Origin of the sequence: Clostridium bowmanii (genome assembly GCF_018861315.1) — a bacterium.
Lineage (GTDB): Bacteria > Bacillota > Clostridia > Clostridiales > Clostridiaceae > Clostridium_AD > Clostridium_AD bowmanii.
In genome coordinates, this window is record NZ_JAHLDL010000029.1 from 37,967 (window position 1) to 62,864 (window position 24,898).

The 24,898-nt window shown below is 33.8% G+C and carries 13 protein-coding genes and 1 tRNA gene; 13 read left to right on the plus strand and 1 reads right to left on the minus strand.

Annotated elements, in window-relative coordinates; translation table 11 throughout:
- The first annotated feature begins 2 nt into the window (after positions 1-2).
- The 13 genes from pnpS (at position 3) to KPL51_RS17370 (ending at position 23,766) form a co-directional block, all read left to right on the plus strand.
- Positions 3-1,712 (plus strand): two-component system histidine kinase PnpS, encoded by a 1,710-nt coding sequence (gene pnpS / locus KPL51_RS17310; protein ID WP_216164068.1) that lies wholly within the window; start codon positions 3-5, stop codon positions 1,710-1,712.
- A 147-nt stretch (positions 1,713-1,859) separates the two neighbouring features.
- Entirely contained in the window at positions 1,860-2,747 is an 888-nt protein-coding gene (locus KPL51_RS17315; RefSeq protein WP_216164070.1) for a phosphate ABC transporter substrate-binding protein, read from the plus strand.
- A 70-nt stretch (positions 2,748-2,817) separates the two neighbouring features.
- On the plus strand, positions 2,818-3,729 hold the full coding sequence (gene pstC / locus KPL51_RS17320; protein ID WP_216164072.1) for a phosphate ABC transporter permease subunit PstC: 912 nt from the start codon (positions 2,818-2,820) through the stop codon (positions 3,727-3,729).
- The gene (pstA, locus tag KPL51_RS17325; protein ID WP_216164074.1) at positions 3,729-4,616 is read left to right on the plus strand and encodes a phosphate ABC transporter permease PstA; all 888 of its coding nucleotides are present in this window, start codon (positions 3,729-3,731) and stop codon (positions 4,614-4,616) included. Before pstC ends, pstA begins: the two co-directional genes overlap by 1 nt.
- 12 nt (positions 4,617-4,628) lie before the next feature.
- Positions 4,629-5,381 (plus strand): phosphate ABC transporter ATP-binding protein PstB, encoded by a 753-nt coding sequence (gene pstB / locus KPL51_RS17330; protein ID WP_216164076.1) that lies wholly within the window; start codon positions 4,629-4,631, stop codon positions 5,379-5,381.
- Positions 5,382-5,404: 23 nt separating this feature from the next.
- The gene (gene phoU, locus KPL51_RS17335) at positions 5,405-6,061 is read left to right on the plus strand and encodes a phosphate signaling complex protein PhoU (RefSeq protein ID WP_216164078.1); all 657 of its coding nucleotides are present in this window, start codon (positions 5,405-5,407) and stop codon (positions 6,059-6,061) included.
- 78 nt (positions 6,062-6,139) lie between these two features.
- Positions 6,140-6,964, plus strand: coding sequence for a substrate-binding domain-containing protein (locus KPL51_RS17340; protein WP_216164080.1), 825 nt, complete (start codon positions 6,140-6,142; stop codon positions 6,962-6,964).
- Positions 6,965-7,287: 323 nt separating this feature from the next.
- Positions 7,288-8,625 carry a DUF512 domain-containing protein gene (locus KPL51_RS17345; RefSeq protein WP_216164082.1) on the plus strand — a complete coding sequence of 446 codons (1,338 nt, stop codon included), beginning with the start codon at positions 7,288-7,290 and terminating at the stop codon, positions 8,623-8,625.
- A complete protein-coding gene (gene der / locus KPL51_RS17350) occupies positions 8,625-9,941 on the plus strand; it encodes a ribosome biogenesis GTPase Der (RefSeq protein ID WP_216164084.1) in 1,317 nt (438 codons plus the stop codon). The genes KPL51_RS17345 and der overlap by 1 nt, the downstream gene beginning before the upstream one ends.
- 1 nt (position 9,942) lies before the next feature.
- On the plus strand, positions 9,943-10,935 hold the full coding sequence (locus tag KPL51_RS17355) for an NAD(P)H-dependent glycerol-3-phosphate dehydrogenase (RefSeq protein ID WP_216164086.1): 993 nt from the start codon (positions 9,943-9,945) through the stop codon (positions 10,933-10,935).
- A 136-nt stretch (positions 10,936-11,071) separates the two neighbouring features.
- Positions 11,072-12,550, plus strand: coding sequence for a stage IV sporulation protein A (gene spoIVA / locus KPL51_RS17360; protein WP_216164088.1), 1,479 nt, complete (start codon positions 11,072-11,074; stop codon positions 12,548-12,550).
- Between the two features lie 111 nt (positions 12,551-12,661).
- A tRNA-Pro gene (locus tag KPL51_RS17365) sits at positions 12,662-12,737 on the plus strand.
- Positions 12,738-13,101: 364 nt separating this feature from the next.
- The gene (locus KPL51_RS17370; protein ID WP_216164090.1) at positions 13,102-23,766 is read left to right on the plus strand and encodes a DUF11 domain-containing protein; all 10,665 of its coding nucleotides are present in this window, start codon (positions 13,102-13,104) and stop codon (positions 23,764-23,766) included.
- A gap of 101 nt (positions 23,767-23,867) precedes the next feature.
- Here KPL51_RS17370 and KPL51_RS17375 read toward each other — a convergent pair whose 3' ends face one another.
- A complete protein-coding gene (locus KPL51_RS17375; RefSeq protein WP_216164093.1) occupies positions 23,868-24,347 on the minus strand; it encodes a DUF4489 domain-containing protein in 480 nt (159 codons plus the stop codon).
- Between the last annotated feature and the right edge of the window lie 551 nt (positions 24,348-24,898).

Here is a 24,898-nt window from a genome sequence, read left to right on the forward strand (position 1 = left end):
TCATGAAAAAAAAATTATTGATATATTTGTTAAGTACTGTAATTTTTATATTTGCAGTAGTAACTGCACTATTTGTATCTATTTTTAATTATGAATATCAACAAAATCTAAAAGATAAACTTCAAATAAATAATAATATGATAATTAGTTTATTGCAAAGCAATAATTTAAGAGACCAAGAGAAATTTTTTGTGGAAAACTTAGGCCATTCGGAGTTAAGAGTAACCTACGTAGATAAGGTTGGTAAAGTTATTTATGATTCATTTGTAAACGGTGAAACTATGGGAAATCACAATGATAGGCAAGAAATAATAGTTGCAAGAAAAAGAGGTAGTGGATATTCAATGAGACATAGTGCATCTACTGAGGAAAATATGATGTATTTTGCCACTTCTTTTGATGATGGACATATTATTAGAAGCTCCATGCCTCTTAAAATCGTAAATGGACTAGGCAGTAAATATTTTAAGTTTTACATAATAGCCATAATATTTTGTGCTGCAATATCAATTTGGTTTTCTCTAAAGCTTTCTTATATTATAGTAAAACCAATTACAGATTTGATTTTTATTACTTCAAGAATTAGTAAGGGTGAGTTCCATAGAAGGGCTAGGATACTATCAGATGGTGAAATAGGTACGTTAGCTAAGAATTTTAATGAGATGGCGGATAAATTAGAGTTTACATTAAATGAAGTCACAGATAAGCAAAACAGGCTAGAGGCAATTCTACAAAGTATGGACAGTGGAGTAATTGCTGTAGATAGAAAAAATAAAGTGATAATGATTAATCCCTATGCTAAAAAGATGTTTGGAATCACCAAAGATATTATAGGACAAAATCTTCTAGATAATATAAGAGACTTTCAATTAGAAGATATTTTCAATCAAAGTGATGATGATTATAAAGAAATAAAGATAGGTTGGCCACAAGAAAGATCACTTAGAATAAAAACTGCAGATATAATTAATAGAAGCGAGCATATTGGTACCGTTGCTGTAGTACAAGACATTACTGAAGTGAAAAAATTAGAGCAAATGAGAACACAATTTGTTGCTAATGTCTCACATGAACTTAAAACACCGCTAACATCTATTAAAGGGTTTGCAGAAACTTTAAAATATGTTGATGATTATGTCACAAAGGAAAAATTTTTAAATATAATCAATGAAGAAGCTGATAGATTAACTAGATTAATTACAGATATTTTAACACTTTCACATATAGAACAACAAAAGGAATTTAAGGAAGAACAAATTGATGTTAATGAAATTGTAAGAGACGTTTATAATCTAATGAAAAATACAGCAGATGTAAAAGGAATCCAGCTATCCATTGAGCAGCAGGACATAAAACCATGCCTGGGTGATGCTGATAAGTTTAAACAAATGTTAATTAACTTAGTAGGTAATGCAATAAATTATTCGGAAACAGGTGATAGTGTTTGTATTGGAACGCAGGACTGCGCTGATAAATTTATCTTATGGGTTGTGGACACTGGAGTTGGAATAGCTAAAAAACAAATTCCGCGTATTTTTGAGAGATTCTACAGAGTTGATAAGGCTCGTTCTAGATCAAACGGCGGCACAGGCCTAGGCCTTGCTATTGTTAAACATATAGTGCTTCAATTAAATGGAAAAATTTCTGTAGAAAGCGAGCTAGGAAAAGGCAGTAAATTTACAATTGAAATCCCCTATAATTACAAAAAATAATAATATATTCCATTGTAAAGTTTAATTAACATAAGTTAAACTTTACTTAACTTACACATAATACAAAGTTAACTTTCGGGGTATAATATTAGAGGTGTGATGAGTAGTAAATAAAGAAATTTAAATAAATGAACGGGGGAATTGTCAATGAAGAAAAAAAGTTTGAGATTAATGGTAGCTACACTAGCAGTTGCAATGACAGCAGGAATTTTTACAGGCTGTGCAAGTAAAGATGGAGCAGATAAAACAGGGGCTAATTCTGAACTATCAGGTTCAATAACAGCAGCAGGGTCAACTGCACTTCAGCCTTTAGCGGAACTTGGCGCTCAAAGTTTCTTAGATAAAAACCCAGGAGCAACTGTAAATGTTCAAGGTGGTGGAAGCGGTACTGGACTTAAACTAGTATTAGAAGGCAGTGCAGAAATAGGAAATTCAGATATATATGCCAAAGATAAAGAAGGTATTGATGCAGCTGCATTAAAAGATCATAAGGTATGTGTTATAGGAATTGCTGCAGTAACAAACCCTAAAGTTAAAGTGCAATCTTTAACTAAAGCGCAATTATTAGATGTATTTACTGGAAAGATAAAAAATTGGAAAGAAGTTGGAGGAGCGGACATAGCGGTTACAGTTATAAATAGACCAGCATCTTCAGGAACTAGAGCAACATTTAAAAAATATGGATTAGATGACACAGAAGAAGCAGCAGGCTTAACTCAAGATTCAAGTGGAGCTGTTAAACAAGCGGTTAAACAAACAGCTGGGGCAATTAGTTACTTAGCATTATCATACTTTTCTGATGCAGCTAATAAAGAAGGTTTAAACGTATTAAAAATTGATGGTGTTGAAGCCACGGTTGAAAACATAAGCACAGATAAATATAAAATTTGGGCATATGAGCATATGTACACTAAAGGCGAACCAACAGGAGTAACAAAAGCATATTTAGATTATATGATAAGTAACGAAATGAAAGCAGGAATAACAAAATTAGGATATATTCCAATGGCAGATATGAAGGCTAAAAGAGATTAATGTTCTTTGAAGGCTGGGTTAAACCAGTCTTTATTTTTCATTAAAATAATTTTTTTCGAGGTAAAATAATATGAAAAAAAATGATACGAAATCAATATTTTTAAAACTTAAAAATGAATATTTAGGACGTAGTTTTGCAATATTTTGTGGTGCGGTTATAGTCATACTTACTTTTTCAATCATATTATTCCTGACTACAAAAGGTTTAAATACCTTTATAAAACATGGATACTCAATATTCCAATTTATATTCTCTGGAAATTGGAAACCTGAGGGTGGTGGAGATTCTTTAAGTCCTCAATTTGGAACTTTGATATTTATATTTGGATCAACGGTAGTATCTTTCCTTGCGGTGATAGTAAGTGCACCAATAGGAGTAGCCCTGGCAGTATTTATGAATGTGATTTCGCCAAAGATTGGAACAAAGGTTCTTCAACCTGCCATCGAGCTATTTGTGGGAATCCCATCCGTTGTTTATGGTTGGATAGGTGTAAGTGTATTAGTTCCTATTATTAAGATTTTTTTCGGAGGGATCGGGTTTAGTTTACTTGCAGGAGTATTAGTTATTAGTGTAATGATCTTACCTACAATTACAAGCATATCTTCTGATGCTATAAAAACTATACCAAAAGATTACATAGAAGCATCCTATGGACTTGGAGCAACTAGATGGCAAACTATAATTAGAGTAATTATTCCTGCAGCTAAAAGTGGAATATTAACAGGAATAGTCCTTGGAGTTTCAAGAGCCTTTGGAGAAGCACTAGCAGTGCAAATGGTTATAGGAAACTCAGTTACTTTCCCTAAAGGATTACTTGGAACCACAGCTACATTAACAAGCATACTAACTATGGATATGTCAAACACTCTTGATGGCACACCATGGAATGATGCATTGTGGTCTATGGCTCTATTACTTCTAATAATATCATTTGTATTTATACTTATAATTAGAAAAATTGGAAAAAGAGGTGAGATATAATGAGTTCTAAGGCTAAAGACAAAATAGCAACTATAGTTCTTTATATAATTTCTGCTTTAGTAATTCTTTTGCTTGCAAGCCTCGTAGGATATATAATATATAATGGAAGGCAATCCTTGAATTTAAAGTTTTTATTAGGTGAACCAAAAATTCTTGAAGCTGGTGGAGGAATTGGACGTCAATTGTACAATTCAATACATCTACTTATAGTAACTCTTATAATTACAGTACCTCTAGGAATAGGGGCTGGGATATATTTAGCTGAATACGCAAAAGAAGGTAAGTTGTTAAATATTATTAGATTAAGTATTGAAACTATGGCTTCATTACCTTCTATAGTTGTTGGTTTATTTGGGTTATTAGTTTTTGTTAACATGGCACAATGGGGATATTCTCTTATAGCTGGAGCATTAGCTATAACTATAATAAATCTACCCGGTATGACTAGAGTTTGTGAAAATGCTATTAAATCAGCCGCTTTTGGTGTTAAAGAAGCCAGCTTAGGCCTTGGTGCTACAAGGTGGCAAACTATTAAAAATGTTGTATTACCATCTGCAATGCCTCAAATTCTAACAGGTGTTATATTAGCAGCAGGAAGAATATTTGGTGAAGCAGCAGCTTTACTGTATACTGCAGGTATGAGTGCACCAACTTTGAATTTTAATAATTTGAGTTTGACTGGTAAAGCTTCAGCATATAGTTTGTTAAGGCCTGCTGAGACTTTGTCTGTATATATATGGAAGCTAAATTCTGAAGGAATGGTGCCTGATGCTGCTAAGATAGCAAACGGAGCTTCAGCAGTTCTAATAATAGCAGTGCTTATATTTAATGTAACTGCAAGAATAATCGGGAAAAAAGTATATGATGCTCATTCAGGGAGTAAATAGGAGGCAAGCAATATGGGAATAGTTATAGCAAAGAATTTAAACTTATATTATGGAAATGTTCAGGCACTTAAAAATGTAAATATAAGTGTAGAGAAAAATTCAGTTACTGCACTTATAGGACCATCAGGGTGTGGTAAATCAACATTTTTACGTACTATCAACAGAATGAATGATTTAATAGATTCTGTTAAAATAGATGGAGAAGTTTTATATGAAAATAAAAACATATACAGTTCAGATTATGATGTTATAGATTTAAGGAAAAAAGTAGGTATGGTATTTCAAAAAGCTAATCCTTTTCCTATGTCAATATACGAGAATGTAGCTTACGGCCCTAAAATTCATGGCCTAACTAATAAAAAACAACTTGATGAAATTGTAGAAGAAAGTTTAAGGGGTGCTGCACTTTGGGATGAAGTGAAAGATAGGCTTAAAAAGAGTGCACTAGGATTATCTGGTGGACAGCAACAACGTCTATGCATAGCTAGAACTTTAGCGGTTCAACCTGAAGTCTTGCTAATGGATGAGCCTACTTCTGCCTTGGATCCTATTTCAACCTTAAAAATTGAAGAATTAATGGATGTGTTGAAAAAAAAGTACACTGTTATAATTGTAACGCATAATATGCAACAAGCAGGTAGAATTTCTGATTATACAGCATTTTTTCTCAATGGAGAAATTGTTGAGAATGGAAAAACGGAAAATATATTTTATAAACCTCAAGATAAAAGAACAGAGGATTATATCACAGGAAGATTTGGTTAAAATATAATAGGGAAGGTGATAGTATGGCAAGAAAAGTATTTGAAGAAAATCTTGAAGAACTTCATAATGATCTAATTAGAATGGGTAGCATAGTGGAAAAACAAATTCATGATTGTATAGATGCCTTAGTTACTCAAAATGTTGCGAAGGCTGAAAAAATTATGATTGATGATGACATAGTTGATGCAATGGAGCGAGAAATAGAAGATAAAGCAATAAGACTCATCGCTATGCAACAACCCTTAGCAATAGATTTAAGAAACATTTTCACAACTACAAAAATAGTAACGGACCTTGAAAGAATGGCTGATTATGCTGTGGATGTTGCTAAAATTACAGTAAGATTAAAAGATGAAAAATATATAAAAGAGTTAATTGACATTCCTAGAATGGCTGAAATAGTAATACTTATGATAAAAGATTCCTTGGATGCTTATGTGGCAGGAGATGTTGAAAAGGCATATGAGGTTTGCAAAAGGGACGATCAAGTAGATGATATATATAAGGAAGTATTTGATGAACTCCTACAATTAATGTTTAAAAATCAAGCCACAGTAAATCAAGCTACTCAATTTCTATTTATTTGTAAGTGGTTAGAAAGAATTGCTGATCATACAACAAACATATGTGAATGGACAATTTATTTAGTTACTGGAGAAAAAGTTAATTTAAACGAATAGTTTTTAGAAGAAATACAGAAACTACAATTACAATAAATAAGAAAGCTTATATTAAAATATTGTAGTGGAGTAGTGATTATGAGGAATAAAAATTTAAAAGCTATTGGGATGATTTTTAGCATTATTATTTTAATGCTAAGTGCAGGTTGTAAAAAAGAGGCAGAAACTAAAGAAAAAAAATCTGAAAACATAAAAATAATTTGTGAAGACACAGCTTTGCCCATGGTAAATGATTTAGTACGGGATTATAATTTAAATAATGATCCTGTAGTTACCGTGGAATATCTAGACAGAGAAAGAGCTTTTAATAAGCTGAATAAGTCTGAAGTGGATGTAGTAATTGGATATGTTCAGCCTGACAATAAGGAAATAGAGACAGAAATGTTAGCTTATGATGGCATAGGAATTATTGTTAACATTAACAATAAGTTAAGTGGGATAGGTATTGAAGAGTTAAAAAAAATATATACTGGAAATATAATAAATTGGGAACGATTAAAAGGAGAATCAAAATTAATAGTACCTGTAGCATATAAAAATACTCTGAATTCAGTTCAGAAGCAATTTGATTTGAAAATAATGGATAATCCTGTAAAAGAACAAATGGGTAATAGTATGCAGTATGTATCCAGTATTGAAGAAATGAAAATTTTTATTGCTCAGAATCAAAATGCTATAGGTTTTATACCAGGACAGTGGTATAATAAAGAGATTAATTTTTTAAAAATAAGTGGTATTGAAATCACTACTTCAAATTTAAAAAACAAACTATATGCTTTAAGATTCCCAATAAAAATGTATTATTCTAAAGAAAAAAAAGATAGTTTAAAGGATCTTTTTCAGTATTTTATAAGTGAAGACGGTAAGAAGATTGTAAGAAAATATTGTATAGAAGCTTTTTAGTACCTCCTTCTTAGGAGGTATTTTTAGTCTGTAGTAAATTATGTGATATTTTTAAATTTAACAGTTAAATACGTGAAAAAGCGCGGAATTTGCGAATATATACATTGTTTCTTCTTTTAAAGAGTAATAACGTTGACTTAAATATTTAATTCATGTAAAATTACTTAATGGAATGCTATAATTATTATTGAACTAATTGATTATTATAAATTAAATAATATATATTTAACACTATATATAGAGTGGATTTAATTTTGATATAATATTTCTAATTCCTCATTAGACTTTTCGTATGAAAGGTTATTGTTAAACAGGAGGTAAAAATGAAAAACCAAATTGCAAAGATACTTCCAGGAAGTATCGCGGAAGAAATTGAGTTGGAAGTAGGAGATAGATTAATTAGTATAAATGGCAATGCTGTAATAGACATTATAGATTACAAATTTTTAATTACGGATGAGCTTATTAATATTGAGATTAAAAAGAAAGATGGAGAAGTTTGGGACATCGAAGTTGAAAAAGAATATGATGAAGATTTAGGAATTCAATTTATTGATCCCATTTTGGATAAACCAAAGAGTTGCCATAATAAATGTATATTCTGTTTTATTGACCAATTACCAGAAGGGATGAGAGAGACTCTTTATTTTAAAGATGATGATTCAAGATTATCTTTTTTTCAAGGTAACTTTGTAACTTTAACTAACATGAAGGAGGAGGACATTGAAAGGATAATTAGGTATAAGATAAGTCCGATTAATGTTTCAGTCCACACTACGGATCCAGAGCTTAGAAAGATAATGCTTAACAATAAATTTGCTGGAGATGTTTATGATAGGTTAAAGAGGCTAGCCGAAGCTGGGATTAAAATTAATTGTCAAATAGTTTCTTGCCCAGGGATTAATAATGGTAAAGAACTTATAAAAACAATTGAAGCTTTGTATAAACTATATCCTAGCATTGAAAATTTAGCGGTTGTGCCAGTTGGAATAACCAAGCATAGAGATGGCTTATTTAATTTAACATTGTATGACAAGAACACTTCGGAAGAGGAAATTGAAAGTGTTAAGAAGTTGCAAGAAAAATATATTAGTGAAATTGGCTCACCTTTTGTACGGTTGTCCGATGAATTCTATGTTACAGCACGAATTGATGTACCAGGAGAAGCTTTCTATGATGGTTATGATCAGTTAGAAGATGGCATTGGGATGATAAGGTTACTCAGAAGTGTTATTGATGAAGATGTAGCAAATCTAAAACTAAACAATGCTGGAAGCTTCACATTTATAACAGGTACCTCAGCTTATGGAGAAATACTAAAGGTAGCTGAGAAGATTACGCAAACAAACAACAAAATTAATATCAATGTTAAAAAAATAGTTAATAATTTTTTTGGAGAAACTATTACAGTAGCTGGTCTTTTAACAGGGAAAGACATAATTATGCAACTGAAGGACGAAGAGCTAGGAGAATATTTAATTATTCCTAGTAATATGCTGAAAAAGGGATATGAACTTGGAAACTACGAGGAGCAAATATTCTTAGATAATATTACAGTAAGTGATATAGAAAAAAGCATAAGTACAAAAGTTTTAATATGTGATTATTCAGGCGAAGATTTAATTCATATTATAAACGAAAATAGTCAGGAGGAAAAATAATGGCAAAACCAATAGTAGCAATAGTAGGAAGACCTAATGTAGGAAAATCTACATTATTTAATAAATTAGCAGGTAAAAGAATATCAATAGTTGATGATAAACCAGGTGTAACAAGAGATAGGGTGTATGCTGATGCAGATTGGCTTAGACACAATTTCACAATAATTGATACTGGTGGTATCGAAGTTGAAAGCCAAGATATTATCTTAGCTCAAATGAGAAGACAGGCTCAAATAGCTATAGAAACAGCAGATGTTATAATATTTATTGTAGATGGTAAACAAGGACTTACAGGAGCAGATAAGGAAGTTGCTCAAATGCTTAGACAAAGCAAAAAACCAGTAGTACTTGTAGTAAATAAAATAGATCATCTTGCATTAGAAGCTAATGCTTTTGAATTCTATAATTTAGGTATAGGTAATCCTCAAGCTATTTCTGCAACACAAGGGTTAGGACTTGGAGACATGTTAGATGAAGTAGTAGCTCATTTTGATAGTGTTTATTCAATTACAGAAGATGAAGAATATATCCAAGTTGCAGTGGTAGGTAAACCAAATGTTGGTAAATCATCATTAATAAATAGAATGCTTGGAGAAGAAAGAAATATAGTAACTAATATAGCAGGTACAACAAGAGATGCCATTGATAGTAAACTAGAGACACAGGAAGGCAAATTTATTCTTATTGATACTGCAGGAATAAGAAGAAAAAGTAAAGTAGAAGAAGGAATTGAAAGATATAGTGTTATTAGATCCTTAGCGGCAGTGGAAAGAGCTGACGTAGTTATACTTATACTTGATGCACAAGAGGAATTAAGCGATCAAGATGAGAAAATTATAGGTTATGCTCATGAGATGAAAAAAGCTATTTTAGTAATAGTGAACAAATGGGATCTTATTGAAAAAGATGACAAAACTATGCTTGAGTATAAAAAGAGAATACAAGCAGGATTAAACTTTATGGCATATGCACCTTATTTATTTATATCTGCTAAAACAGGCCAAAGAGTACATAAGGTACTTGCAACAGTAAAAGAATGTTTTGAAAATTATTCAAAGAGAATTTCGACAGGCATACTTAACGAGGTTGTAAATAAAGCTGTATTAATGAAAGAACCTCCAACAGTAGCAAACAAGAGATTAAAAATATTCTATGTGACTCAAGTAGCTTCTAAACCACCAACATTTGTATTCTTTGTAAATAATGAAAACTTATTGCATTTCTCTTATGAAAGATATTTAGAAAATCAATTGAGACTTGCTTTTGAATTTAAAGGAACAGGTATAAAACTTATATTCAGGGAAAGGAAGGAATAGAATGTCAACAGTTGCTTTTTTAGGTGGTGGAAGTTTTGGCACCGCATTATCAATAATGCTTGCCAAAAAAGGACTGAAAGTTAATATTTGGGATAGAAAACTTAGTGTTATTGATGATATTAACATCAAAAGAGAAAACATTAAATATTTACCAAACGTTATGGTACCAGCAGGAGTAACAGCATTCATTGATATAGAAAAAGTTATAAGTGATAGTGACATAATTGTATTGGCTGTGCCCTCCCATGCAATAAGAGACTTAAGTAAGGTAATAGCACCGCATATAAAAGAAAATCAAATTGTGGTTAGCATTGCAAAAGGTATTGAAGAGGGTTCATCAAAAAGAATTTCACAGGTTATAGAAGAAGAGATTGCGAGTAATCCTATAGTAATATTATCAGGCCCTAGTCATGCAGAAGAGGTTGCCTTAGATATACCTACAACAGTAGTAGTTACATCTAAGAAAATGGAGTATGCAAGGATTGTTCAAGATGTATTTATGACTAGTAAATTTAGAGTTTATACTAATGAAGACATTATTGGAGTAGAAATAGGCGGAGCAGTTAAAAACATTATTGCGCTAGCTGCCGGTGTGTCAGACGGTATAGGTTATGGTGATAATTCTAAAGCTGCACTAATGACAAGAGGAATGAGTGAAATCATAAAAATAGGAACAAAACTCGGAGGTAAAACTGAAACCTTCTACGGATTAACTGGCATGGGTGATCTTATAGTAACTTGTACTAGTATGCACAGTAGAAATAGAAGAGCTGGTATTTTAATTGGAAAGGGTATTCCAATGGACGCGGCTTGTGAGGAAGTAGGAATGGTAGTCGAGGGTATAAAAGCTACAAGAGCCTTTTATGCACTTAAAGAAAAAGAGCAGATTTCTATGCCTATTACAGATGTGCTTTACAAAGTACTATTTGAATGTAAAGATCCTAAATATGGAGTACACGAATTGATGTCAAGAAATAGAAAAGACGAGTTTTAGTAAGAAAACCCCGATTTTTCATTAAGAAGTTAATGAAAAATCGGGGTTTTCTTATATATTTTCTAACTGGAGTAATAATTTATTGTTCTCTAAAATATAATTATAATGTTAGTAATAAGTATTGGGAGGGAATATCTTGGATAATTTCGATATATACAAAGATATAGCAGAGAGAACTCAAGGGGATATTTATGTAGGTGTTGTAGGTCCCGTGAGAACTGGAAAATCAACATTTATAAAAAGATTTATGGAGCTCATGGTAATTCCTAGAATAGACAATCCTCACAAAAAAGAAAGAGCAAAAGATGAACTTCCTCAAAGCGGTTCAGGAAAATCAATTCATACCACTGAACCTAAATTTGTACCCAACGAGGCAGTTGAAATTGATTTTGACGGTGGAACTAAATTCAAAGTTAGAATGGTTGATTGTGTTGGATATATTGTTAAAGGAGCACTGGGATACGAAGACGGGGAGACACCTAAAATGGTAACAACTCCTTGGTATGACTATGAGATTCCATTTGAGGAAGCGGCAGAACTTGGAACAAAAAAGGTTATAAATGAGCATTCAACTATTGGACTTTTAATTACTACAGATGGTTCTATCACAGGCATAGAAAGAGAAGAATATTTGGAAGCTGAAAAAAGAGTAGTTGATGAACTTAAATCCATCAATAAACCTTTTATTATGGTGTTAAATTCTAAAAATGCAGTGTCTCCTGAAACAGAAGCTTTGGCAAGAAATTTAGAAGAAAAATATGATGTTCCAGTTCAAGCTATGGATGTTTTAAATATGAAAGAAGAGGATATAGCTGATATATTCCAAAGAATTCTTAAAGAATTCCCAGTTAAAGAAATTAACATAGATATGCCAGAATGGATTGAAAATTTAAGTTCTAAGCATTGGGTAAAAATTAGCTTTATGAAGTTCTTGAAGGATATGTGTAAGGATATTTTTAAAGTTAGGGATATAAATAAATCTCTATTAAGCTTTAAAGATGTTGACTTCTTAGATTATGCAAAACTTGATGAAATGAATATGGGAGAAGGTACTGCTAGAGTTAATATTACTCCTAAACATGAATTATTTTACAAGATACTAGGTGAAACTTGTGATTGTGAAATAAAAGGTGAAAATGATTTATTAACATTAATGGGAGAATTCTCTAGAGCAAAAGTCGAGTATGATAAAATTGCAGATGCACTCAGAGATGTTAAGGAAAAGGGATATGGCCTGGTAGCACCACAACTTTCAGAAATGACATTAGAAGAACCTGAAATGATACAACATGGCGGTAGATATGGAGTTAAACTAAAAGCTTCAGCACCATCACTCCACTTTATCAAAGCAAATATAACAACAGAAGTATCACCTATTATGGGTACAGAAAAGCAAAGTGAAGAATTCTATAATTCCATTTTAGAACAGTTTGAAAATGATAAATCTCAAATTTGGCAGAGTAATATGTTTGGAAAATCTTTAGAGGTATTGGTTAAGGAAGGCCTTCAAAATAAATTATTTAAAATGCCTGATGATGTTCAAGTGAAAATTCAAAAGACGTTACAAAGAATTATAAACGAAGGTAATGGAAGTCTGATTTGTATTATATTATAATAATATTTTTTATTATATAGTAGTTTTGAGTTATAGGAAATGTTTCTTATAACTCAAAGCTAAATTTAATATTGAATTAGTACGAAATTTCATGTTATAATAAGTTGTTAGCTGGGTGTAGCGCAGTTGGTAGCGCGCATGAATGGGGTTCATGAGGCCGCAAGTTCAACTCTTGTCACTCAGACCATTGAAAACATAGGGGTTTAGAAAGTTAAATATATTAAAAAAGTACGGGAATCATTTTAAAATGAATTCCGTACTTTTTTATGGTTATGTTACAGAAAAAAACAAATAAGACTATATAAACACTCGAAAGGGTGCTTTTATACTTAACACAGAGTCATAGAACAACTATTATCTAAGGGTTAATACAATTATGCATTTTAAAGTTTAAACTTTTAGAAAGGCTATAAATGAAAGGGAGAAAGGATAAAATGAAATGTTAAAAAAATAGCTTATATTGATATTAGAAATCTTAAATAGGCACTTATTTCACATCCTTAGAATACTATATACTGTGATTTTTATAATAAAACTAAGGAAGTGTTTTTATGGCAATAAATCCTAATGATTTTACCCTAAGCATATCACCAAACCCAATAAGCGTGGTTATCGGGATGACTAGAAATGTAAATTTATCTTTTTCTAATACAAGCCCAACCGAAAGAGGTTATAACCTAAAATCAGTTTTAACTCTTCCTGATGGTGTTTCTTATGCGGGAGGACTTATCCCTCCAACATCTATTGTAGATGGACCAGGGGGGACTCTAATTCTTACTTGGATTAATATAAAAGATTTGGCACCTAATGAAATTGGATACATCCTTGGAGTTACTTTAAAAGCAGATGAATTTTTTAGAGTTAGTGGACTTCCAGTACCTTTTGATATACCGATTGTAAGCGTTTACCTTGAAGGAATAGTAGATACCCTTCCAAGAGGCAACGATGATCCTGGGAACGTTGAAATAACTAAAAATGCTTCTGCTAATTTTATACCACTTAGATACAGTCTTACAAAAGCTGCTCCAGGGAAAATGCCAAAAGGTGCAGGACTTTTAATTCCTGTTACATCCCCTCTTTGGCCTTATCAATATACATTAACAGTTATGAATAATAGTTTGCTAGCTTCTACAGTCACTTTAGTTGATAACCTTCCAAACGGAGTAAGATATCTTGGAGGACTTTCGGTTGTTGGACCAGACAGTTTGGCACTTTCTTCGCCTACAGTGACTATTCCTTCTGTAGGTCCTGGTTGTCAAAATTTTGTAACCATTGATTGGGGAACAGTTACATTGTCACCACTTAGTGTAAATACAATTGTATTTAATTCTGCTATCTGGGATAACTATACAGCTGGCTGCGTTGAGAACAGTGGAGCTAAAATTCCTCATATGGCATCACTTCAAAATGTTTCTACGTTAAATGGCCTGTCAGGACCAGTTCAAGGTATAGCTACTACTAATGCCATGGATGCAACTATAGATAAAAGTGCAAGTCCCTCACCTGTTACAGATGTAAATGTTACAAATGATTATACATTGACATATAGAATAAACCAATATGATAATGTAGGAAATGTTATTATAACAGATACCATAAGTGACGGTCAGACTTATAATGTAGGCTCCGCGTCTTTAACACCTGTTGATCCAAATCCACCAAGAAATATTGATGGTACAACAACATTATCCTGGAACCTAGGAACACTGACTACTGGTACAACTGGTAGTATTACTTTTAATACTACAACAAGCACCAATTACTTCTCAGGATTACCTGTTGTTGCTGCAGACGGACTAAGCAACGATGTTATTATTACAGGAACAAATCAGACCACTTTAACACCTACACCGGATAGCTCTAGTGTAAGTTTAGAAATAATCGTATCAAGTATTACAAAAGAACTAATTGGATATTTTTATAAAGATGGAAGCCCTAAAACAATTAATGTTGCTGCGCCTGGAGATGGAGTGGAATTCAAAATCACTTATAGTGCTACAGGAATAGCTGCTGCGCAACGAGCTGTTGAAATAGATGAATATGCACCACCAAATATGGGACCACTGACTGCTTTACTCCCTGTAACCTATGGAGGAACCCTTGGGCCTGGACCTTTCCCACTAGTTACAGTAGCACCAAACGGATTAAGATGGTCCCTGGGCACAGTGCCGGGTAACACTTTGTGGACTGCTGATTTTACTATTCCTGTTCAAAATATAGATTTTGTAGGTACAAGTAACAACCTTGCTAAACTTGCAGGTATCAATACAGATGGGTTTTCTTATAGCCGTCGTGATCAAGTAGAAGTAGACTTTGGTCAGCCAAATATAACCTTTGCTAAAACAGCTGTCGGGCCTGATGTAAATGCTATAAAGTCTGGGGAAACCTATACCTATTCAATTACAATAGCTAATCCTCAAAACTTAGAAGGAAATGTAACAGATGCTTTTGAAATGGATTTCACAGATGTAATACCTACTGGGCTCACCTATACAGGTACCTCCAGCATTACAGGGACAGGAACCTATACTGCACCTCTGTTTATAGGTCAAAATGTATCCATGACAATTCTTAAACTTGCACCTGACGAAAGCCTAATTTTAAATTATGATGTTCTAGTTACAGCGCTTGTTGTTAGTGGGCAAAGTTATATCAATAGTGCTTCACTTCCAAGGCCTTATTCACAACCAGACAGATCATACCAATTTCCAGGTTTACCTTTTACTGCATCTACTACACTAAAAGCTTTAGGTCTCACTATGACAAAACTAATATCCCCACCATCTGCTAAAATAGGAGACGCAGTGACTTATATACTTCAAGTGACAGTTCCTCTTGGAACTACCGCTTATAATGTTCAGGTAGTAGATACCTTTCCTATAGCTTCCCAAACCTATTTAGGAAATGCTACTGTGGATGGTAATCCTGTATTTCCAATTGTTGCTTTAGGTACTGTAACCTTTCCTACCATACCTTTTGTTGATGCAACAGTTGCAGGCGTTACTATAATTTATTCTTTTGATGTAAGAGTTGTAAATGGAACTCAAGTTTCTCCTTTTATTGAAAATCAGATTAATAATGCCACTGTAAATTGGGATCTTGATAATATAGGAACTCCTGCAGTACCTTTTAGTACTTCCGCTATACTTCAAGTAAGAACTCCAAACCTTGTCGGAACAAAACAACAAAGAAACGCCACAACTGGGGGTACTTTTACATCTGGAAACGTAAACTATGGTATAGGTGATATTATTGAGTATAGGATCACTTTGAATAACACCGGAGCTGAAGCAGCTTATAATTCAGTTTTAACAGATGTACTAAATCTACTATTATCCTTTGTGCCAGGATTCATTACTATCCCTGTCGGTACAACGGCATCTTTCGCACCAAATACTGTTACCTGGAATATACCGTTTCTTGATACAGGTAATAGTATTACAATTGTGTTTGGGGTAACTACACTAGCTGGGATAGGAGCTGATGGTAGAATTACAGATAGGGCATCTTTTATATATACTACCAACGATAATGGATTTGAAGTAAGCTATGGACCAACAAATACAAACACTGTGACACTTATAGCTCCAGCAGTAACTATTTCAAAAATTGCATCAATTGCAGAGGGAGAAATAGGTGATGATATTACCTATACAATTACCTATACTGTGCCCAGTGGAACTATAGCATATAGCCCTATAGTAACCGATACATTACCTGTGGGGCAAACCTATATTGGGCCAGCCACAAGGAAAGATACTGGAGGACCAATAGTCCCAGTAGTACCAGGTGTTGTAGGACTAAATATTACTTTTCCAACTGATCCTGATATAAATGCAACTGCAGGAACGCGAACACTTATATATACTTTTGTGGCAAGAATAACAAGTGCCACCCATAACCCTCCTTTCCAGGAAACTCAAACAAATACAGCTAATATTAACTGGGGTCGTACTTCAGTCGGAAACAGAGTAAATAGATCATCCAGTGTTAGTATTACTGCAAAAACTCCTAATATTACTATTTTAAAACAGCAAAGAAATGTTACTACTGGAGGAAGCTATACCACATCAAATATTTCTGGAATACCAACAGATGTTATTTATTACAGATTTACAATAAATTCTAATGGAGCTTCACCTGCTTTTAATATAATATTGAGTGATATACTAAGCAGTAAAATTTCATTTATTTCAGCTATATCCGGTCCTACGGCAGGCATAGTTACGCCACCGCCACCAGGACCAGGTGGAACATTAACTTGGAATATACCTCAGTTAAATAATGGCTCTAATGCAGTTTATGAATTTCAAATAGCTATAAATAGTGGCACTGGTGCTGGTGATAATATACCTGATATTGCAACTTCTACCTATGATTCTAATGATGTTAATCCAATAACCTATAACCAAGATTCAAATCAGGTTGTTATAGACGTGCCTTTGATTGACTTTTCGAAAACTTCTCCTACTAGCGTGGCAGCAATAGGAAGTACAATAACCTATACTTTAACCGTAACAATTCCAAGTGGAGTTGCCGTAAATAATTTATCTATTACAGATGTTATTCCTGCTGGACAAAATTATGTACCAGGAACCTTTGCGCCAATTCCACCACCACCGGGATCACTTATTGCAACGCCAAATCAGTTAATTTACACAGATAATTTACCATCTAGAGTTGGACCATTAATTCTAATATATACTTTTGATACAATTGTAGTTAGCGGTGTTACAGTACCACCATATACCCAAAACCAACGAAATATAGCCGATGTACAATGGGATATTACACCACTAGGACCTAGTGCAACCGTATCTGATTTCCATGATATAGAAATACGTACACCTCATATCCTTTCATTTAAAGAACAGAGGAATGTAACTACTGGGGGTAGCTTTACAACAGCTCCACTTTTAGGTATAGCAACTTTTGATGTAGTTGAATACAGAATAACCATTACAAATGATGGATCAGGAGCTGCCTATAATGTAGTTACTACAGACATTTTAAATCCAGCGCTAACTTATCTTAGTTTAACAAGTGTATCAGCAGGAGTAGTAACCCCTCCTCCACCAGGACCAGGTGGTACAGTTAATTGGACTATTAATCCTGGCCCAATTGTCCCAGGAGGATCTGAAATCCTTGTGTTCCAAGTTACAGTAAATGCAGGATATGCACCTGGTACACAAGTAATTGATCAAACTTCAACACTATTTGATACCCTTGATGTAAACCCTACAACATTAGGACCTGTATTATCTAATCCGGTAGCCTTTAACTTCAATAATCCTGAAATTCTAAAGACCGTAGATAAAAATGCAGTATTTGCTTTCGATACAGTTAATTACACCGTGGCAGTGACCATTCCTCTAGGTAATATTGCATATAATGTTCAGATTACAGATACCTTCCCACCAGAACAGACCTATAATAATCTTAGTTTAAAAGTGGATGGAGTTGACACAATTCCACTATCAACAAGTCCGCTGGTAACACCTTTTATTAATGTAATCGATGCTACTTTAGCTGCAGTAACTGTAATTTACACATTTTCAGCAACCGTTAACAGCATAGCAGCAAGTCCTCAGCAGGCTCAAATAGATACTGCAACAGTGAATTGGACATTAGATCCAGGCGGGCTTATTCCAGGAACACCTGAGAGTAGTGACGCTACGGTGTATGTTACAGATAGCGATATTACTGTATTAAAAACACAAAGTAATGATATAGGCGGACCATATGTTTTAACTCCTATTTCAACCTCAGTAGGAAGTATAATTTACTATAAACTATCCGTTACAAACCCAGGCTCAAATACAATATTTAATGTAGTTGTTACCGATATTGTAGACCAACTTCTACAAATAATTAGTGTTACTCATTCTGTTGGTGCTTCAAATGTAGCTTTAAACACAGTAACTTGGGCAATAGAGTCTATTCCAACCTTAACAACTTATGAAGCTATAGTAGAGGTGTTAGTTTTACCTGGAGGTGGTTCTGGCAGTACAATACCAAATTTCTTTACAGCAGTATTTGATGCCGTAGCTGAACCGCCAGAAATTGAATATGGACCAAGAACTTCAAACACTGTTTTAGCAGATTTACCTTCTCTGGAATTTAGTAAATCCGTTTTAAGTAGCATCGTGGAGCTTGGCGAAGTTATAACTTATACTTTATCAGTAATTGTACCAAATGGAACCATAGCCTATAATGTGATAGTTTCTGATACACTACCTGCTGGCCAGAATTATGCAGACAATGCATCTATAGGTGGGACTCCTGTAGTACCAGACCAAGTAGGGCAGCTTATTACTTTCCCAACACAAACAATTATTGATGCCACCGCTGGGGAAGTTACACTGGACTTTAAATTTTATGCAAGAGTAGTAACAGGAAATCCGTCTCCTCCATATACTCAAATTCAGACTGATAATGCTAATATGAATTATGCAATAAATCCACAAGGTGATCCTGGTACTCCTTTATCAGATGCTTTGGATGTTACAGTAAATAGTCCATCATTGTCCGTAATTAAAACTCAAAGTCACGTTACTCTAGGCTCTGGCTTAGGACTGGACCCATTTATAGTAAATGTTGGAGATATAGTAAGGTATCAGCTGGAAGCAACAAGTTCAGGAGCATCTCCTGCTTATAATGTGGTTCTAACAGATGTACTTGGTCCTTTTGAAGGGTTTGTGGGAATAGTAAGTGTTTCAGCAGGAATAGCAACTTACAACGTTCTCACCCGTACTGTTACCTGGACAATTAATATTATACCACCTGGCACTATTTACGCTATGCAATTTGATATACAAGTACTTCCAGGAGTTGCAGCCGGTGGCAGCAACACAGATGTTGCAACCTATATCTATGATAGTAATACAACAACTCCAATTGTAATTGGTCCTACAGATACAAATGAAGTAATTCAGACTTATCCTGGTATACAGATTGCAAAAATGTCTAATATAAACAATACTGTGGTAGGAAATGTGTTAACTTATACAGTTATGCTAACAGTTCCAAATGGTACGATAGCATATAATGTTCAACTTTCTGATATACTTCCTGTAGGCCAACAATATAACAATAATGCCACCTTGGATGGTGTGCCTATAATCCCTGATTCTGTTATCGGGCAATTAATAACTTTCCCATTAATACCATTAGTAGATGCTACTTTAGAAACAGTTAATTTAATATATACTTTTGAATCCTTGATAGTTTCTGCTAATGTTGATCCTATAACATTAATTGACATTCAAATTAATACAAGTACTGTAAATTGGTTTATAGATCCTCAAACTCCAGCTGAACCTGAGATTGCAATGGCCCAGGTAAATGTTACTGATAGTATAATTGAAATAACTAAACTTCAGAGAAATGTAACAACAGGTGGAGGTTTTACACCTTCTAATATAATAGCAAATATAGGGGACGTAATAGAATATAGTCTTACTGTAACAAATACTGGGCTCAACACTGTTTATAATATAAATATTACAGATATATTATCAAATGCTTTAGCCTTTATTTCCCAAGTATCTGTTCCTATAGGAACTTTAGTTCATAGTGGTGCTGTCCTAGGAGGATTTGTTACCTGGTCGTTTAGTCCACTAGTTCCAGGGGATACTGTAACTGCTGTATTTTCGGTAAGCGTTTCAGCCCCAATAATACCAACTATTGATAATTTTTCATCAGGAGCTTTTACACTTACACCTGAAAGTCCTATTCCTTTTAAAACAATAGATTCAAATGTAGTTATTATAGATGTGCTGTTAATTACATTTGAAAAGACAGCTAGTCCTAGTGTGGCAGGCATAGGAAGCATAATAAATTATACTCTAACTGTAAATATTCCAAGCGGAATTACTGCCTACAATTTGACTTTCACAGATGTTATACCTGCTGGGCAAAATTATGTACCATTAAGCTTTGGAGGAACACCTACACCACTAGGGGTACTCAACGCAACACCAAATCAATTGATTTATACAGATAATTTAGCATCAAGGGTAGGACCTTTAACTCTGATTTATACCTTTAATACCACTGTAATCACCGGCACTATAGTGCCACCTTATACTGAAGTACAACAAAATATAGCTGATTTACAATGGGGTATAACACCTGAGGGTCCTCTTGGAACAGCAGCTGCTTTTGCAGATGTAACTATAAATTCACCTCATATTAATGCATTAAAAGAACAAAGGCTGGTACCATCAGGTATATTTACAACAGCTCCACTTTTAGGTATAGCTATTACTGATGTAGTTGAATACAGAATAACACTTACAAATGATGGAGCAGCGGATGCATACAATGTAGTTACTACAGATGTTTTAGATGCTACTTTAACTTATCTTAGTTTAACAAGTGTATCAGCAGGAGTAGTAACCCCTCCTCCACCAGGACCAGGTGGTACAGTTAATTGGACAATTAATCCTGGCCCAATTGTCCCAGGAGGATCTGAAATCCTTGTGTTCCAAGTTACAGTAAATGTAGGATATGCACCTGGTACACAAGTAATTGATCAATCTTCAACACTATATGATACCCTTGATACTAATCCTACAACATTAGGACCTGCATTGTCTAACCATGTAGCTTTTAACTACAATAATCCTGAGATTGTAAAAACAGTAGATAAAAATGCAGTATTTGCTTTCGATACAGTTAATTACACCGTGGCAGTGACTATTCCTTTTGGTAATATTGCATATAATGTTCAGCTTACAGACACATTCCCACTAGAACAGACCTATAATGATTCTAGCTTACAAGTGGATGGAGTTGACACCATACCACTATCAACAAGCCCACTAGTAACACCTTTTATAGATGTAATCGATGCTACTTTAGCTGCAGTAACTGTAATCTATACATTTTCTGCAACGGTTGACAGCATAGCAGCAGGACCTCAACAGGCTCAGATAGATACTGCTACAGTTAGCTGGACATTAGATCCTGATGGTCTTATTCCAGGAACACCTCAAAGTAGTGATGCTACAGTGTATGTTACAGATAGCGATATTACTGTAGTAAAAACACAAAGTAATGATATAGGCGGACCATATGTTTTAGCTCCTATTTCAACCTCAGTAGGAAGTATAATTTACTATAAACTATCCGTTACAAACCCAGGCTCAAATACAATATTTAATGTAGTTGTTACCGATATTGTAGACCCACTTCTACAAATAATTAGTGTTACTCATTCTGTTGGAGTTTCATTAGTAGTTGGAAACACATTAACTTGGGAAATAGTATCTATTCCAATTTCAACAACTTATGAAGCTATAGTAGAGGTGTTAGTTTTACCTGGTGGAGGATCCGGCAGTACAATACCAAACTTCTTTACTGCCGTATTTGATGCAGTAGCTCCACCACCAGAAATTGAATATGGACCAAGAACTTCAAACACTGTTTTAGCAAATTTACCTTCCCCTCAATTTAATAAATCCGTTTTAAGTAGCATCGTGGAGCTTGGTGAAGTTATAACTTATACTTTATCAGTAATTGTGCCAAATGGAACCATAGCCTATAATGTTATAGTTTCTGATACACTACCTGTTGGCCAGAATTATGAAGGCAACGCATTTATAGGAGGAAATCCTGTAGTACCAGTGCAAGTAGGGCAGCTTATAACATTTGAAGCACAAACAACTATTGATGCTACCGCTGGAGAGGTTACACTAAACTTTACCTTTGATGCAAGAGTAGTAACAGGAAATGTATTCCCTCCATATACAGAAATTCAGACTGATATTGCTAATATGACTTATGCCATAAACCCACAAGGTACACCTGGTACTCCTTTATCAGATACTTTGGACATTACAGTAAATAGTCCATCATTAGATGTAGTAAAAAAACAACAAAATGTTACGCAAGGGACTTCGGCTGTTATAACACCAATAGAAGTAAATGTAGGCGATATAGTACGGTATACACTGGAGGCAACTAGTTCCGGAGCCTCCCCAGCTTATAATGTAGTTGTAACAGATGTGCTTGGACCTTTTGATGATTTCATTAGTATTTTCCAGACTTCAGCAGGTATTGCAACTTACGATATTCCTACCCGTACTGTTACCTGGACTATTGATGTTATACCTCCTAATACTGTTTATTTTATGCAATTCGATGTAAAAGTACTTCCAGCTGTAGGGGCTGGAGGCAGCACCACAGATATTGCATCATATATTTATGAAAGCAATACAACAACTCCAATAGAATTTGGTCCTACAGATACAAATGAAGTACAAAAAAATTATCCTAATATACAAATTACAAAGACCCCGGATATAAGAAATGCAGTTGTAGGAAAAATCATAACCTATACTATTAATCTTACAATCCCAAATGGAACGCTAGCTTATAATGTTCAGCTTTCAGATATAATTCCAGTTGGGCAGCAGTATAACAATAATGCCACATTAAATGGTTTGCCTGTAATTCCTGATTCTGTTAGTGGGCAATTAGTTAATTTCCCAGTAATCCCATTTCTAGATGCTACCAGCGGAGCAATAGTTTACATCTATACCTTTGAAACTCTAGTTATTTCTGCTATTGTTGACCCTGTAACATTAATTGACATTCAAATTAATACAAGTACTGTAAACTGGTTTATAGATCCCCAAACTCCAGCTGAACCCGAGAGTGCTACGGCAGAGGTCAATGTCACTGATAGTTCAATCAAAATTACTAAACTTCAGAGAAGTGTGTCTAAAGGAGAAAGCTTTACTGATATGGCTATATCTGGGTATGCAAATCAAACTGTAGAGTATAGCTTAACTGTTGAAAATACTGGAACTAACCCTGTTTATGATGTAGTAATTGTGGATAATTTATCAGATAACTTATCATTTGTCTCTGCTGTTTCTGTACCAATAGGAACCTTAATTCATAGCGGCGGTAGCACTAACGGTGTAGTTACGTGGGCCTTTAGCCCATTAAATCCAGGTGATTTGGTTACGGCTATATTTTCAGTAAGAATTCTTGCACAGTCCCAAGTTACAATTGAAAATTTAGCATCAGGAGACTTTGCAGTCAAACCTGAAGGCCCTGATCGTTTCCAAGCAATAAATTCAAATGTTGTAATATTATTGGTTCTGCCAGTTCCATCTATACAAATTACAGGTTATTCATGTGCGACTATATTTACCAGATGTGCTAATGACAATGTATATAAACCATGTAAAAAGAAACAATGAAAGTTTGACAAAATACTAATTTAATACTAAAAATTTGGTTTATATTTGTAAAAATATAAAAAGACTAGTTCGATTTATTAAGAACTAGTCTTTTTTAACTTTTAAGCTGTTAGGGTAGCATCTACTGTATAGGTGCATCTTTTACATTCATATATATCACAATCACATATATCGGAATCATATACGAAAAATGTGAATAGCTCAGTACTTCCTCCTGAAAGTCTATTTATATATGACCATTGAGGGCCAACTGGTGTCTTATGAGTGTCATGGTTACACATCCTAAATACTTGGAAAGTAATATTTGTAGTTGAAAAACCTTCTGGGATAGCTATATTCAGTGTGAAATCAAGTTTTATTTTTGGATCACACAAGCAAGAAGTGTTAACAGTAACAATAGCAACTGTAATTGGTGCACCTGCAGCACCTAGTACTAATGGGGGTTTTATCCTTGACGATAATGGGTTACCACTTTTTAAAATTATTTTGCTTGAATTACTTGCACAATCGCTTTCGGAAAAATTATCTATCGGTAGACAAGTATAACTAGTACTTCTATATTTTCCTTTCTTTGAATTCATAAATTAATCATCCTCCTAATCATATTCATAATAATGTAAGTAGATAAAATAAAGAATCCTTACAATACAATATATGTTTCATTTTTTTAATTGGTATTGAAAATAATCTGTAAATTTATTAAATTAGTAATGTAGTAATATCAAGGATTATAAAAGATTATAAAGAATAATATGCAGTGTGTCCATGAAATAAAAAATAACACAACCGTAATACAACACGAGCAATAAAATGCATAATTTTAAGTGAAAAGATATGTAAGTAAAAATAAAGAATATTTGGAGCGCTAGCACAACTTAAACGTAACAAGTCAACATGTTATGTTACATTCAAATCGAAAAAATTAAGGAATGAGCAATACAAGCAAAGTGAAAGTAACTCAATTGCTATTGTGTTACTTTCACTTTGCTAATATAAACTTAATACAAGTACCCCATATCTTGATATGGGGTTACTTCGACATATATGAAGATTGCGAACTATCCGTTTGCAAGTACATATTGTATGATTATACTAATGTCCAAAAGAACTTATTAGCCAAGGTGAATTTTTG

Excerpts from the sequence above, each read along its gene's own strand:
- pstB (WP_216164076.1), top strand. The coding sequence starts at position 4,629 with ATGGGAATAGTTATAGCAAAGAATTTAAACTTATATTATGGAAATGTT.
- der (WP_216164084.1), top strand. The coding sequence starts at position 8,625 with ATGGCAAAACCAATAGTAGCAATAGTAGGAAGACCTAATGTAGGAAAA.
- KPL51_RS17345 (WP_216164082.1), top strand. The coding sequence starts at position 7,288 with ATGAAAAACCAAATTGCAAAGATACTTCCAGGAAGTATCGCGGAAGAA.
- pstC (WP_216164072.1), top strand. The coding sequence starts at position 2,818 with ATGAAAAAAAATGATACGAAATCAATATTTTTAAAACTTAAAAATGAA.
- phoU (WP_216164078.1), top strand. The coding sequence starts at position 5,405 with ATGGCAAGAAAAGTATTTGAAGAAAATCTTGAAGAACTTCATAATGAT.
- KPL51_RS17355 (WP_216164086.1), top strand. The coding sequence starts at position 9,943 with ATGTCAACAGTTGCTTTTTTAGGTGGTGGAAGTTTTGGCACCGCATTA.
- KPL51_RS17370 (WP_216164090.1), top strand. The coding sequence starts at position 13,102 with ATGGCAATAAATCCTAATGATTTTACCCTAAGCATATCACCAAACCCA.
- pnpS (WP_216164068.1), top strand. The coding sequence starts at position 3 with ATGAAAAAAAAATTATTGATATATTTGTTAAGTACTGTAATTTTTATA.
- KPL51_RS17340 (WP_216164080.1), top strand. The coding sequence starts at position 6,140 with ATGAGGAATAAAAATTTAAAAGCTATTGGGATGATTTTTAGCATTATT.
- KPL51_RS17375 (WP_216164093.1), bottom strand. The coding sequence starts at position 24,347 with ATGAATTCAAAGAAAGGAAAATATAGAAGTACTAGTTATACTTGTCTA.
- KPL51_RS17315 (WP_216164070.1), top strand. The coding sequence starts at position 1,860 with ATGAAGAAAAAAAGTTTGAGATTAATGGTAGCTACACTAGCAGTTGCA.
- pstA (WP_216164074.1), top strand. The coding sequence starts at position 3,729 with ATGAGTTCTAAGGCTAAAGACAAAATAGCAACTATAGTTCTTTATATA.